At 70.8% G+C, this 12,895-nt stretch carries 14 protein-coding genes; 9 read left to right on the top strand and 5 right to left on the bottom strand.

The window, feature by feature from the left end; genetic code table 11:
* Position 1: 1 nt before the first annotated feature.
* Together BLW32_RS22045 and BLW32_RS22040 are read right to left on the bottom strand one after the other, a co-directional pair.
* On the bottom strand, positions 2 to 781 hold the full coding sequence (locus tag BLW32_RS22045) for an SDR family oxidoreductase (RefSeq protein WP_068741634.1): 780 nt from the start codon (positions 779 to 781) through the stop codon (positions 2 to 4).
* Positions 771 to 1,781 carry a helix-turn-helix domain-containing protein gene (locus tag BLW32_RS22040; RefSeq protein WP_068741635.1) on the bottom strand — a complete coding sequence of 337 codons (1,011 nt, stop codon included), beginning with the start codon at positions 1,779 to 1,781 and terminating at the stop codon, positions 771 to 773. Before BLW32_RS22040 ends, BLW32_RS22045 begins: the two co-directional genes overlap by 11 nt.
* Positions 1,782 to 1,836: 55 nt before the next feature.
* Between BLW32_RS22040 and BLW32_RS22035 the strand changes: the two genes are divergently transcribed.
* Positions 1,837 to 2,073 (top strand): hypothetical protein, encoded by a 237-nt coding sequence (locus tag BLW32_RS22035; RefSeq protein ID WP_074850776.1) that lies wholly within the window; start codon positions 1,837 to 1,839, stop codon positions 2,071 to 2,073.
* Positions 2,074 to 2,152: 79 nt separating this feature from the next.
* Here the strand turns inward: BLW32_RS22035 and BLW32_RS22030 are convergent, their stop codons facing one another.
* Positions 2,153 to 2,647, bottom strand: a complete 495-nt coding sequence (locus tag BLW32_RS22030) for a gamma-glutamylcyclotransferase family protein (protein ID WP_068522379.1) — start codon at positions 2,645 to 2,647, stop codon at positions 2,153 to 2,155.
* A 90-nt stretch (positions 2,648 to 2,737) separates the two neighbouring features.
* On the opposite strand from BLW32_RS22030, the gene BLW32_RS22025 reads away from it, so the two are divergent.
* Positions 2,738 to 4,141 carry an NAD(P)H-quinone dehydrogenase gene (locus BLW32_RS22025; RefSeq protein ID WP_068522378.1) on the top strand — a complete coding sequence of 468 codons (1,404 nt, stop codon included), beginning with the start codon at positions 2,738 to 2,740 and terminating at the stop codon, positions 4,139 to 4,141.
* Here the strand turns inward: BLW32_RS22025 and BLW32_RS22020 are convergent.
* Positions 4,138 to 4,668 carry an AAA family ATPase gene (locus tag BLW32_RS22020; protein ID WP_068741636.1) on the bottom strand — a complete coding sequence of 177 codons (531 nt, stop codon included), beginning with the start codon at positions 4,666 to 4,668 and terminating at the stop codon, positions 4,138 to 4,140. The two genes, BLW32_RS22025 and BLW32_RS22020, sit on opposite strands and share 4 nt — an antisense overlap.
* A gap of 133 nt (positions 4,669 to 4,801) precedes the next feature.
* Here BLW32_RS22020 and BLW32_RS22015 point away from each other — a divergent pair, with 133 nt between their 5' ends.
* The 6 genes from BLW32_RS22015 to BLW32_RS21990 all read left to right on the top strand — a co-directional run bounded on the left by BLW32_RS22015 (position 4,802) and on the right by BLW32_RS21990 (position 10,665).
* Complete coding sequence (locus BLW32_RS22015; protein ID WP_068522373.1) at positions 4,802 to 6,502, top strand: sodium:solute symporter family protein; 1,701 nt, start codon at positions 4,802 to 4,804, stop codon at positions 6,500 to 6,502.
* 14 nt (positions 6,503 to 6,516) lie between these two features.
* Positions 6,517 to 6,819 carry a hypothetical protein gene (locus tag BLW32_RS22010; protein ID WP_068741637.1) on the top strand — a complete coding sequence of 101 codons (303 nt, stop codon included), beginning with the start codon at positions 6,517 to 6,519 and terminating at the stop codon, positions 6,817 to 6,819.
* Positions 6,803 to 7,603, top strand: a complete 801-nt coding sequence (locus tag BLW32_RS22005) for a DeoR/GlpR family DNA-binding transcription regulator (RefSeq protein WP_068522369.1) — start codon at positions 6,803 to 6,805, stop codon at positions 7,601 to 7,603. The genes BLW32_RS22010 and BLW32_RS22005 overlap by 17 nt, the downstream gene beginning before the upstream one ends.
* Positions 7,600 to 8,700: a galactose-1-phosphate uridylyltransferase gene (gene galT, locus BLW32_RS22000; protein WP_082791391.1), complete on the top strand. Its 1,101-nt coding sequence runs from the start codon at positions 7,600 to 7,602 to the stop codon at positions 8,698 to 8,700. Before BLW32_RS22005 ends, galT begins: the two co-directional genes overlap by 4 nt.
* Entirely contained in the window at positions 8,697 to 9,797 is a 1,101-nt protein-coding gene (locus BLW32_RS21995) for a galactokinase (protein WP_068741638.1), read from the top strand. The genes galT and BLW32_RS21995 overlap by 4 nt, the downstream gene beginning before the upstream one ends.
* 91 nt (positions 9,798 to 9,888) lie before the next feature.
* Complete coding sequence (locus tag BLW32_RS21990) at positions 9,889 to 10,665, top strand: aspartate/glutamate racemase family protein (protein ID WP_197467601.1); 777 nt, start codon at positions 9,889 to 9,891, stop codon at positions 10,663 to 10,665.
* A gap of 9 nt (positions 10,666 to 10,674) precedes the next feature.
* Here the strand turns inward: BLW32_RS21990 and BLW32_RS21985 are convergent, their stop codons facing one another.
* A complete protein-coding gene (locus BLW32_RS21985; protein ID WP_068741639.1) occupies positions 10,675 to 11,706 on the bottom strand; it encodes an ATP-dependent 6-phosphofructokinase in 1,032 nt (343 codons plus the stop codon).
* A 175-nt stretch (positions 11,707 to 11,881) separates the two neighbouring features.
* Here BLW32_RS21985 and BLW32_RS21980 point away from each other — a divergent pair, with 175 nt between their 5' ends.
* Entirely contained in the window at positions 11,882 to 12,844 is a 963-nt protein-coding gene (locus BLW32_RS21980; RefSeq protein WP_074850774.1) for a sugar-binding transcriptional regulator, read from the top strand.
* Positions 12,845 to 12,895: the final 51 nt, after the last annotated feature.

The following is a 12,895-nucleotide window of genomic DNA, read 5'->3' as shown; positions in this document are numbered from 1 at the left end:
GTCAGGTGCGCGCGTCCAGGCCTCCGGAGATGTCGATCGACGTGCCGGTCGTGTACGAGGACCGGTCGGACAACAGGAACGCAATGGTGTCGCCCACCTCGTCGGGGCGCCCCATGCGTTGTAGGGGGATCGACCGCCGGAGTGCCTCGGCGCGGCACCAGTCGGCGTACTCGGTCGTGGCACCGGACCGCTCGTACCTCTCCCGTTGCCGTGCGGTCTCGATGACGCCGACGTTGACCGCCACGACGCGAACGCCGTCGGGCGCGAGATCGGCACTGAGAGTCGCTGCGTAGTTCGCGAGGGCGGACCGCGCCGCACCGACGGGTGCCAACTCGGGACTCGGATGGTGCGCACTCGCGCCGTTCACCAGCACGATCGCGCCCTGGGTGTCGACCAGGTGGGGACGGGCGGCGCGCACGAGTGCCATGGCCGCACCGACCTTGACGGTGAACTGCTCGCGCCACACCTCGGAGTCTGCGTCGACGCCCGCTGTCACGCCGGCTCCCGCGTTGGCAACGACGCCGTGGACGCCGCCGAAGGTGCGCACCGCGGATTCGACGATCGCGCCGACGTCCTCGGGCCGGCGGGCGTCGCCCGCCAGGAGGAGCAGCTGATCGTGCGGGGTCACCGTGTCCGCGAAGGCGGCGGTGAGGTGATCGAGGTCGCGTGCGAAACAACAGACGCGGGCGCCCTCGCGCACGAGCCGTTGTGCCGTGGCGAGGCCGATGCCGCTGCTCGCGCCGGACACGACGAACGCGCGCTCGTGCAGGTCAAGATCCATGCGGGACTCCGTTTCCGCGGTCGATGAGGGCGTCGCCGAGGGCGGTCCGGCGGTAGAGGACGCGGCGACCGAAGCGCGAACTCTCGACGATGCCGCTGGCGCCCAGCACTTTCAGGCTCTGCGACACCGCGGACGGCGAGATCCCCAGTGCGGCCGCCAGGTCGACGACCGCAGCGGGCTCGACGAGGGCCGCGAGGAGGTCCGCCTTCGCCGCGCCGATGAGCTTGCGGAGAGCGTCGTCGGCCATGGGCGGAACGGATTCCGCGAGCGTCGCGGCGCCCCGGGCGGGGTAACCGATGTTCGGCGCGGTGCGGGTCGGATCGTGGGCGGTGGTGATCCGGGTCGTGAACACGCTCGGCATGAGGGTCAGGCCGCGACCGGGGGAGCGGACCTCGCCCGAGACCACCGAGCACGACATGTCGACGCTGAGTTCCCCGGTGCGCCGCCATTCGACGCGCGGGCTCAGCGATTCGAAGAGCCGGGTGGGGCCGCCGACGGCGAGTTCGCGGCCGCGGAAGACGACGTCGGACTCCAGGATCCGCTGCACCGCCGGCCAGACGGGCGCGACGGCCGCGGCGTGATAGGCGGCGAGGGCCTCGGCGATGACGGGTGCGGGGTCGTCGAGCGCGATCAGCCGAGCCAACTCCGGCCCGGGGGCGCCGCCCTCGGCGAGTTCGACCAGCTCGACGCGGGCGGTCTCGGCATCGGTGGAGCGGACCACGTCGAGGTGCGCCTCGAAGGACGGCCGGACATCGGCCTGCGCCGTCACGGGGGTGAGGAAGTCGGGGATCTGCTTGCCCGACGGCGAGACCAGCGCGTCGATGAGTGCGCGGTCGTACTCGTCCCGGCGCGTGTTCGCCTCGCACCGCCACCCCGCGAGGTGGTGCGTGGTGGCGTGGATCGCGTTGAGGTGGAACAGGCTCAGCACGGTCTCGTTGAGCGGCGACACCACGAAGCGGGCGTCGGCCAGATCGCCGACGTCCAACAGGTAGGTCAACATGTAGGCGCCACCTAATTCATTGGAACCCGCGACGAGGTTCGTGTGTGCTCGGGATATGAGCGAATACCGAGAGCACTGGAACCTGGCGGCGGATCCTCCGACGGCAGCAGTCTACGCCCGCATGGCGGACGTGTACGACCGTTCGGAGCTGGACCGGGAGCGGCGGAACCGGGTGGGGCGCACCGTCGCACCCGGGCAGCGGGGCCTGCGTCCCGGACTGGCCCGCGCGCTGCGCCGGCTGGCGGCGGCGATCGAGCCCGCACCGACGAACTGCGGTCCTGAAGCGGTGTGAGCCCGGCCCGAAAGTCGACTCCAGCAGCGCGGGGCGGCGATATCGGTCGTCCCGGCCATCTGGAGTGAAGTTTCGGGGACTACTCCGGGCCGTCGGCGGACGCGCCCGGGCCGGGGCCCACGTTGCGGGACTCGCGGGTGCGGATGTCGAGGACGTACTCCTCGGGGGCGCCGGCGATGTACGCGGCGTCGGCCATCACGCCGAGGTAGCGGGCCGATGGCAGGCCGCCCTCGAAGGCGTCGACGACGTACAGCCAGGCCAGGGTGGAACCGCCGTCGATGAGGTCGACGCGCACCTTGAGCTTGACGTGGATGCCCAGCTCGGAGCCCTCCCAGCGGTCCAGCGAGACCTCGTCGTCGGGGGTCACGTCGTAGAGCACGACGAAGACCTTCGCGTCCGGGTCGGACGGGTCCTCGGTGACGGTCGCGAGCGCGCCCTCCCAGCCGATGTCCTCGCCGGAGAAGGTCAGGCGCCACCCGTGCAGCCACCCCGTACCTGCCATGGGCGAGTGCGGGGCGCGCTCGGCCATCTGGTCGGGGTGCATGTTGGAGCCGTAGGCGGCGTAGATCGGCACAGGTCAGACTCTAGCGCGCCGATCCGGGTGCACGTCGCTGGTGCGACGGTGGTCGCACGCGGCGGGGCTGCGGACGATAGCGTTGCAGCTATGACGAACATCGTGATCATCGGCGGCGGTCCGGCCGGGTACGAAGCAGCACTGGTGGCGGTGGCGCACGGCGGCGACGTCACGGTGATCGAGTCCGACGGCATCGGTGGCGCCTGCGTCCTGTACGACTGCGTCCCGTCGAAGACCTTCATCGCCTCGACCGGCATCCGCACCGAGACCCGGCGCGCCGTCGACCTGGGCATCGAGCTGCACTTCGAGCGCGTCGAGATCGACGTCGAGCGGATCAACGCGCGCGTCAAGGACCTGGCGACGGCGCAGTCGGCCGACATCCGCGCGCGCCTCGCGGGCGAGGGCGTGCGGATAATCCGCGGCCGCGCGACGCTCGCGCCGACGGCGTCGGGCATGGCGCACCACGAGGTGAACGTCGTCACGCCGTCCGGCGGCGAGCAGTCCTTCGAGGCCGACGTGGTGCTCGTCGCCACGGGCGCCTCGCCCCGCGTGCTGGAGTCGGCGCAGCCCGACGGCGAGAAGATCCTGACCTGGCGGCAGCTGTACGACCTCGAGGAGCTCCCCACGCACCTCGTGGTGGTCGGCTCCGGCGTCACGGGCGCGGAGTTCGTGCACGCCTACACCGAGCTCGGCATCAAGGTCACCCTGGTCAGCTCCCGCGACCGGGTGCTGCCGCACGAGGACGAGGACGCCGCCCTCGTGCTGGAGGACGCGCTGCTCGACCGCGGTGTCTCGCTGGTCAAGCGGGCGTACGCCGACAAGGTGGAGCGCACCGAGAGCGGCGTCGTCGTGCGGCTGACCGACGGCCGCACCGTCGAGGGCTCGCACTGCCTCATGACGGTCGGTTCGATCCCGAACACCGCGGACATCGGCCTCGAGGACGTGGGCATCGAGCTGAACAAGGGCGGCTACATCCCCGTCGACCGCGTCTCCCGGACCAAGGTGCCCGGCATCTACGCCGCCGGCGACTGCACCGGCGTGCTGCCGCTGGCCTCCGTCGCCGCGATGCAGGGCCGCGTCGCGATGTACCACGCGCTCGGCGAGGGCGTCTCGCCCGTGAAGCTGAAGACGGTCTCGTCGGCGATCTTCACCCGCCCCGAGATCGCCACCGTCGGCGTCTCGCAGGCCGCGATCGACGACGGCACGTACCAGGCGCGGACCGTCATGCTGCCGCTCGCGACCAACCCGCGCGCCAAGATGTCGGGCCTGCGCCGCGGCTTCGTCAAGATCTTCTGCCGCCCCAACACCGGTCTGGTCATCGGCGGTGTCGTGGTGGCGCCCAACGCCTCCGAGCTGATCCTGCCGCTCACCGTCGCGGTGCAGAACGGCCTCACGGTCGACGACGTCGCGCAGACGTTCTCCGTCTACCCGTCGCTGTCCGGCTCGGTCACCGAGGCCGCGCGGCAGCTGATGCGTCAGGACGACCTGGCCTAGGCCTCGAGGAGCCGGGCGAGGCGATCCTCGCGCGAGCCGGTGAGTTCGACGATGCGCCCGCGTCCGGTGAGCGAGGGGTCGTCGGCGAGATCGAGGAGTGCGGCGTCCATCGCGCTGCGGAGTTCGGGATCCTCGTCGTCGCCGATGGGGATCGGGTCGCGGTGGTGCAGCGGCAGGAGGACGAGGAGGTCGACCGCGGCCGCCGCCTCCGCCGTGATGGCCGCGCCGCGGTCCAGAAGCCCCGGGGACCGGGTCGGGCGTCCGAGATCGTCGAGTGCGCGCAGGTAGGCGAGGAAGTCGAGCGGGCCGCGCTCGGCGATGACGCGGTCGCCGGGCCGGAGTCCGCGCAGCCTCCCGGCGGCCACCACGAGCTGGGAGTAGAAGGTCCCGGCGTCGAGGTCGAGGGCCGACTCCTCGAGTTCCTCGAACGGATCGGGGAGCACCTCGTAGCCGGGACGTGCGGCCACGAAGTCCGCGATGAGCGTGCTCTTCCCGCTCGCGTGGGTGCCGGAGACGACGATGCGCATGTCCGGAGAGTAGCGGGCGGCGATCCGCGTCCCGGAGCGATGTCCCACGGAAAAGTCACAGAAACATTCAGTATTGATGTTCGTGTCTGTTAGGTTTCGTGAGAATTCGTTTCCCTGACCCCCTGGAGGCGCGATGTTGCTCGCCGACAACGCACTGCGACTCAACGTCGGACTGCTCGACTACACGCTGGTCGCGATCTACTTCGTCTTCGTCCTCGGCATCGGCTACCTCGCCAGACAGCAGGTCGCGTCCAGCCTCGACTTCTTCCTGTCGGGCAGGCGTCTTCCGGCCTGGGTGACCGGCGTCGCCTTCGTGTCGGCGAACCTCGGTGCCGTCGAGATCATGGGCATGTCGGCCACGGGCGCCCAGATCGGCATGTCGACGTTCCACTACTACTGGATCGGCGCCGTGCCGGCGATGGTCTTCCTCGGCATCGTGATGATGCCGTTCTACTACGGCTCGAAGGTGCGCAGCGTCCCCGAGTTCATGCGCAAGCGCTTCGGCACGGGCGCGCACCTGGTGAACTCGCTGAGCTTCGCCGTGGCCCAGGTGCTCATCGCCGGCGTCAACCTGTTCCTGCTCGGCACGGTGATCAACGTGGTCCTGGGCTGGCCGCACTGGGTCTCGCTGCTCGTCGCCGCGGCGGTGGTGCTCACGTACACCGTGCTCGGCGGCCTCTCCGCAGCGATCTACAACGAGGTCCTGCAGTTCTTCGTCATCCTCGCCGCCCTGGTCCCGCTCACCGTCATCGGCCTGATCAAGGTGGGCGGCTGGAGCGGCCTCAAGGAGAAGGTGATCGAGACACGCTCCGACAAGGGCGTCACCGCCACGGTCGCCGATCAGCTGCACACCTGGCCGGGGCAGGCGCTCAGCGGTTTCGAGTCGCCGGTCTGGTCGGTGGTCGGCATCGTCTTCGGGCTCGGATTCGTGCTCTCCTTCGGCTATTGGACCACGAACTTCGTCGAGGTGCAGCGGGCCATGGCCTCGGACTCGATGTCGGCGGCGCGGCGCGCGCCGATCATCGGCGCCATCCCGAAGATGTTCATCCCCTTCGTGGTCGTGGTCCCCGGCATGATCTGCGCCGCCGCGATCGGCGACATGATCAACCTCAAGAACAACGGTGCGCCGGACGGCGTCACCTACAACGACGCGCTCCTGCTCATGATGCGCGACATCCTGCCCAACGGCCTGCTCGGCGTGGCCGTCGCCGGCCTGATCGCCTCCTTCATGGCGGGCATGGCGGCCAACGTCTCCGCGTTCAACACCGTGTTCAGCTACGACCTCTGGCAGCAGTACGTGGTCAAGGACCGCGAGGACTCGTACTACATCCGGGTGGGACAGGTCGCGACGGTCGCCGCGGTGCTCCTCGCGATCGGCACCGCGACGATCGCGGCGGGCTACTCCAACCTCATGGACTACCTGCAGACGCTGTTCGGCTTCTTCAACGCGCCGCTCTTCGCGACCTTCCTGCTCGGCATGTTCTGGAAGCGGATGACGCCCACGGCGGGCTGGGTCGGCCTGGTGTCCGGCACGCTGGCCGCGATCGGCGTCTTCGTCCTGCAGAAGACCGGCGTCATCGATCTCCCGGGGCAGGGCATGGCCTTCGTCGCCGCGTCCGCCGCCTTCGTGGTGGATATCGTGGTCTCCGTGCTGGTCTCCGCCGTGACGAAGCCGAAGCCCGAATCCGAGCTGAGCGGGTACGTCTACTCGCTCACCGACAAGGCCACCCTGCGGGGCGAGGACGACGGAACCGCGCCCTGGTACGCGCGCCCCGTCCCGCTCGGTGCCGCGGTGCTCACCACGACCGTCGTACTCGGCGTGATCTTCCACTGACGAGGAGCTGAACCATGACCAACGACAACGGAACCGCACCCGCTCCGGCGACGAAGTCCACCAAACTGGCGCTCCTGTCGGACATCCGCACCGTCATCGCCGCCCTGCTCGGGATCTACGGCGTGCTGCTCCTGATCGCCGGCCTCGTGCCGTCGTTCGCGGAGCTGGGCGCGCGCGACTTCGAGCACACGCCCGACCGCGTCGACATGGCGGCGGGCAGCGCCGGCAACCTGTGGGTGGGCGGCGCTCTCGTCCTCGTGGCCGTCGCCTTCGAGACGTGGGCAGTGATGGGCGTCAAGCGTGCTGGCGGCCGATAGACGCCGGATCATCCTCGAGGCGGCGGTCGCCCACGGCTCGGTCCGGGTGATCGACCTCGCCGCCGAGCTCGGCGTCTCGGAGATGACGATCCGCCGTGACCTCGACCGGCTCGCCGACGCCGGCGAGCTGGCCAAGGTGCACGGCGGGGCGGTCCTCCCCAGCGCCGGGGCCGGACGCGGCGTGGAGCCCCGGTCCGCGCAGAAGGCGGTGCGGGACACGGCGGAGAAGCGCGCCATCGCGGCGGTCGCCGCAGGGCTCGTCGAGGACGGGATGACGGTGGCGGTCGGCGCGGGAACGACGACGCTGGAGTTGGCGCGGCTCCTGCGGGGTCGCCGCGTCTCCGTAGTGACCAATTCGATCTCGATCTTCCACGTGCTCACCGACCCCGACGACGCCGAGTCCGACGCGGCGGGGTCGGCGGCGGTCCAGCTGACCGGCGGGCAACGCACCCCCTCGGATGCGTTGGTGGGCCCCGTCGCGAACGCGATGGTGGAGCGCGTGCGCTGCGATCTCGGGTTCCTGGGCTGCCACGGCATCGACCCGGTGGCGGGCTTCACGTCGCCGAACATCGGTGAGGCCGAGACGAACCGGCGCCTCATCGGCAGCGCCCGCTCCACCGTCCTCCTCGCCGACCACACGAAGTACGGCGAAATCGGGGCCCACCTGTTCGCGCGCTTCGCCGATGCGGACGCGCTCATCGTCGACGACGGGCTGGGCCGCGCCGCCCGGGAGGCGCTGGCCGCCGTCGTCCCGCTCACCGTCGCGCCCGGAGGTGCCCCGTGACCCGCGAGATCGCCGCCCCCACCGCATCCCGCCTCGCCGACGGCCGCGAGATCCTGTTCTTCTCGGTCGACGGTCCGCCGTCGATCGGCGTCGATCGCAGGGACCTGCCCGCCCGCCCGACGCTGCCCGTGACGACCGTGCGCCGCGACCCGACGACCGGCGACAACGTCATCGTCGCGCCCGCCCGACAGGAGCGGACCTACAAGCCGCCGCGGACCATGTGCCCGCTCGACCCCGATCCCGCGGGGCTGTCGAGCGAGATCCCCGCCGCGGACTACGAGGTGGTGGTCTTCGAGAACCGCTTCCCCTCGCTCGCGGCGCCCGACGGATACGCGGCGGACTCGCCGGCGGAGGTGGACCCGCTCCGTGTGGAATGGCCGGGGCTGGGCCGGTGCGAGGTGGTCTGCTTCAGCAGCGATCACGACGGCTCGTTCGCCGGGCTCTCGCAACGGCGGGCCAGGCTGGTGATCGACGCCTGGAGTCATCGCACCGCGGAGCTGCTGGCGCGCAGCGACATCGAGGAGGTGTACTGCTTCGAGAACCGCGGTGAGGAGATCGGCGTGACGCTCACGCATCCGCACGGGCAGATCTACGGCTATCCCTTCCGCACCCGCCGGACCGCCTCGTTGCTGCGCACGGCCGCGCAATACCGCGCCGATCACGGCGCCGATCTCTTCGAGGCGGTGCTCGCCGGCGAGGTCGCCGACGGCGCGCGGATCCTGGTGCGCACCGAGCACGTGACGGCCTTCGTGCCCTATGCCGCGAAGTGGCCCGTGGAGGCGCACGTCTATCCGAACCGGCACGTGCACAACCTGGCCGAGCTCACCGAGGCGGAGGCCGACGACCTGGCCGCGGTGTACCTGGTGCTGCTCAGGGCCTTCGACGCGCTCTACGATGCGCCGCTGCCGTACATCGCCTCCTGGCATCAGTACCGGTCCGACTCCGCAGAGGGGTACCTCCACGCCGAGCTGTTCTCCATCCGGCGCAGCGCCGACAAGCTGAAGTACCTGGCAGGCTCGGAGTCGGGCCGCGACGCCTTCGTCACCGACAAGACGCCCGAGGCGATCGCCGACGAGTTGCGGCGGGTGATCGGATGACGGTGCGCGCCTACGCCCCCGGCCGGGTGAACCTGATCGGGGAGCACACCGACTACAACGACGGCTACGCGCTGCCGATCGCGCTGCAGGTCGGGACGTTCGCCGAGTTCGACCCCGCTGTCGACGGTTCCGCGATCGAGGTCTCCTCCGCGCAGGAGGACGGTGCTGTGACCATTCCGCTGGAGACCGGCCCGGGTGAGGTGCAGGGCTGGGCGGGATACGTCGCCGGGTGCGTGTGGGCCCTCCGCGACCACGGCGTCGACGTTCCCGCCGGCACGCTCCGACTCGGTTCGGACGTGCCGGTCGGGGCGGGGCTCTCGTCGTCCGCGGCCCTGGAGTGCGCGGTGCTGCTGGCGGTGCTCGAAGCCGTACCCGGGCACGTTCCGGACCGGACGGCACTGGCGCGCATCGCGCAGCGCGCTGAGAACGATTACGTCGGCGCGCCGACCGGCCTGCTCGACCAGATGAGCAGTCTGTACGGCGCGGAGGACACCGCCCTTCTTCTCGACTTCCGCACGCTGGCAGTGGATCCCGTGCCCCTGCGGCTCGGCGACGGTGTACTGCTGGCGATCGACTCGCGAACGCCGCATCAGCACGCGGCGGGGGAGTACCGCCGCCGGCGTGAGGCGTGCGAGACCGCGGCCGCGCAGCTCGGCGTCGCGGCGTTGCGTGATGCGCCGGACGACGCGTGGGAATCGCTGCAGGACGAGGAGATCCGCCGCCGCGCCCGGCACGTGCTCACCGAGAACCGCCGCGTGCTCGATGCGGCGGCTGCGCTGCGGCGCTCCGATCATGCCGCCTTCGGCACGCTCATGAACGCCTCCCAGGCGTCGATGCGCGACGACTTCGTGATCACCGTTCCCGCCATCGACCTCATCGCGGAGACCGCGGTGGAGCTCGGCGCGTACGGCGCGCGGATGACGGGCGGCGGCTTCGGCGGCACCGTCATCGCCCTGGCTCCCGCAGATGCCGCCCGGCGCATCGCCGAGTCGCTCCCGCAGCGCATCACCGGCGCCGGCCACCCCGAGCCGACGGTGGCCTCCGTGCGGCCGGGGCGCGGCGCCCACGTCCTGCCGGATGTGCGATCGCGTCCATGAGCCTCGTTCGGCTACCTCACCCGCGATCCGGAGCGTAGATTCCGCCGTACGGAATTCAAGGCCTCGGCGGCGGGGCGGGAAGAGGTGCGGCATGGCGGTACGAGGCGGTGTACTCGCGTCGGGGATCCTCGCGGTGACGATGGCGGTCGCGGGTTGCGGGACGAGTGGCGACGGCGCGGCCACGAGCTCGTCGAGTGCGGCGGCGCAGGTCAGGACCATCGTGCTGATCAACCCGAACTCGAGCGCGAGCGCGACGGCTTCGATGGTCGAGCTGGCGACGGCGGAGGCGCGCGGTGCCGCGAGCATCGTCGGAGTCACCAACGATGGTGCGCCGGCGCTCCTGACCACGCAGCAGGACATGGCGACCGCCGCGCCGGGCGTGCTCCGGCGCGGCGTCGAGGCGGCGAAGGATCCGAACGTCGCCGCGATCGTGGTCTCGGCTTTCAGCGACCCGGGGCTCGCCGAGCTGGACCGGGCGCTCACCATCCCGGTGTTCGGCATCGGCACGGAGGCCTTCCGGGAGGCCTCGCAGGGAGGCCGCGCGTTCGGGATCGCGACGGTCACCTCCGATCCCGCACTGGTGGAATCCTTCCGGCAGAAGGCTGCCGAGCTCGGCGTCGAGGGGCAGTACCGCGGCGTCCGGGTCACGCCGGGCGACGCGACGGAGCTCGTGCGGTCGCCGGACGCGCTCGACGCGGCGCTCCGCGAGGCCGTGCGGCAGTCGGTGGATCAGGACGGCGCCCGCGCGGTGATCATGGGCGGCGGGCCGCTGTCGCCGTCGGCGCTGCGCCTGCAGCCGCAGTTCGACGTGCCGCTGGTCGTCGCCGTCAACGCCGCGATCCGGAGCGCCCTGAAGGCCGTGGGGTGAGGGGGTGGATCAGCCGAAGAACTCGGCGGCGTCGTCGTAGCGCTCGCGGGGGACGCGTTTGAGCTGCTTGACCGCCTCGGCGAGGGGGACGAGCCCGATCTGGGTGCCGCGCAGCGAGACCATCTGCCCGGTCTTCCCGGCGTGCGCGGCGTCGGCGGCGTTGACGCCGTAGCGGGTGGCGAGGACGCGGTCGGCGGGCGTCGGGGTCCCACCGCGTTGGACGTGGCCGAGGACGGTGGTGCGGACCTCCTTGTTGATCCGCTTCTCGATCTCGACGCCCAGCTGGTGGGCGACGCCGGTGAAGCGTTCGTGGCCGAACTCGTCGGTGCCCCCGACGCGCAGTTCCATGGTGCCTTCGGCGGGTTTGGCGCCCTCGGCGACGACGACGATGAAGCTGGCGTGGCCGCGTTGGAAGCGGCGTTTGATCATGGCGCAGAGGTCCTCGACGTCGAAGGGGACCTCGGGGATGAGGACGGCGTGGGCGCCGGAGGCGAGCCCGGAGTTCAGGGCGATCCAGCCGGCGTGGCGTCCCATGACCTCGACGATCATGACGCGTTGGTGGGATTCGGCGGTGGAGTGCAGGCGGTCGATCGCGTCGGTGGCGATGGTCAGCGCGGTGTCGAAGCCGAAGGTGACGTCGGTGCAGTCGATGTCGTTGTCGATCGTCTTGGGTACGCCCACGACGGGGACGCCCTCGTCGGCGAGCCACGAGGCGGCGGTGAGGGTGCCTTCGCCGCCGATCGGGATGAGCACGTCGATGCCGTTGTCGTCCAGGGTCTGGCGGATGCGATCCAGGCCGGCGCGCAGCACGTCGGGGTGGGTGCGGGCGGTGCCGAGCATCGTCCCGCCCTTGGTCAGCAACCGGTCGTTGCGGTCGTCGTTCGACAGCTGCACGCGGCGGTCCTCGAGCAGGCCCCGCCAGCCGTCCTGGAACCCGACGACCGCCGAGCCGTAGCGGGAATCGCTCGTGCGGACCACCGCGCGGATCACCGCGTTCAAGCCCGGGCAGTCACCACCACCGGTGAGCACTCCGATGCGCACTTCTTTCCCCTTCGTCGTGGGATCGCGGCCGTCCGGCCGTCGTTGTACTCGGCCCATCAGACGCGGATCGGAACGTTTCGACAACGCCTCCGCCCATATGGGCGCCATTCGGCGCGTGGAGCACCTAGTGTGAGAGGTGCGGCGAGGCCCGCCGCGACGTCCGGAGGAGGTACCGATGGGGTCCATGGGACCGGCCGAAGTGGTCCAGGCCGCCGCCATCGCGCGGCGGTTCTACTTCGACGGGAAGTCGAAGATGGAGATCGGTGCCGAGTACGGGCTGTCCCGGTACAAGGTGGCCCGGATCCTCGACGCCTGCCTCGAGTCGGGGCTGGTCCGGATAGAGATCAACACCGACGCGGCGATCGACGCGGACCTGTCGGAGCGGCTGCGCCGCGCCTACGGGCTGCGGCGCGCGCTCGTCGCCACCGGCTCCTTCACCGACTTCGACGGCCTCCGGCACGGGCTCGGCAGGGTCGCCGCAGACCTGCTCAGCGAGGTCGTGACGGAGACGGACGTCCTCGGCGTCGGGTGGGGGCGCACCCTCGACGCGATGGCCCAGCACGTCCGCAACCTGCCGCCGTGCACGATCGTCCAGATGTCGGGCGTCGTGGGCGACGTCCAGGCCAGCTCGGTCGACCTGGTGCGTCAACTGACCTCTGTCTCGCGGGGTCCCCAGTACCCCATCTACGCGCCGCTCATCATGTCCGACCAGCGGATGAAGGCGGCCCTCGCCCGCCAGCCCGGCGTGTCCGCCGCGATGGCGCTGTGGAAGCGGATCACGGTCGCCGTGGTCGCCGTCGGAAGCCTCGATCTCACCGGCTCGCAGGTGTACGCGATGCTGTCGGATCAGGGTCGGGCGGAACTGGATTCGCTCAACGTCGCCGCCGAGCTGTGTGCGATTCAATTCGATGCCGCGGGGCGCCCGGTGCGCACCAATTACAGCGGCCGCACTTTGGCCATCTCCTTTCCCGAGCTGAGTGCGGTCGACGAGGTCATCGCCATCGCCGGCGGTCACCAGAAGGTGGAGGCCATCCGCGCGAGCCTGATCAGCGGTGTGGTCACGTCGTTGGTCACCGACCGCGAGACCGCCATCTCGCTGCTGCGCGTCGCACCGGCCGAATCGGCGGATCGCGCCTGATGCCCATATGGGCGTGATGGTTGTCACGTGGTTCGGGGGTGCATACGTTCC

The sequence above is a fragment of the Tsukamurella tyrosinosolvens genome (genome assembly GCF_900104775.1).
GTDB classification, from domain to species: Bacteria; Actinomycetota; Actinomycetes; order Mycobacteriales; family Mycobacteriaceae; genus Tsukamurella; species Tsukamurella tyrosinosolvens.
Note: the sequence above shows the minus strand (reverse complement) of the source record. Positions and strands in the feature narration are given on the sequence as shown.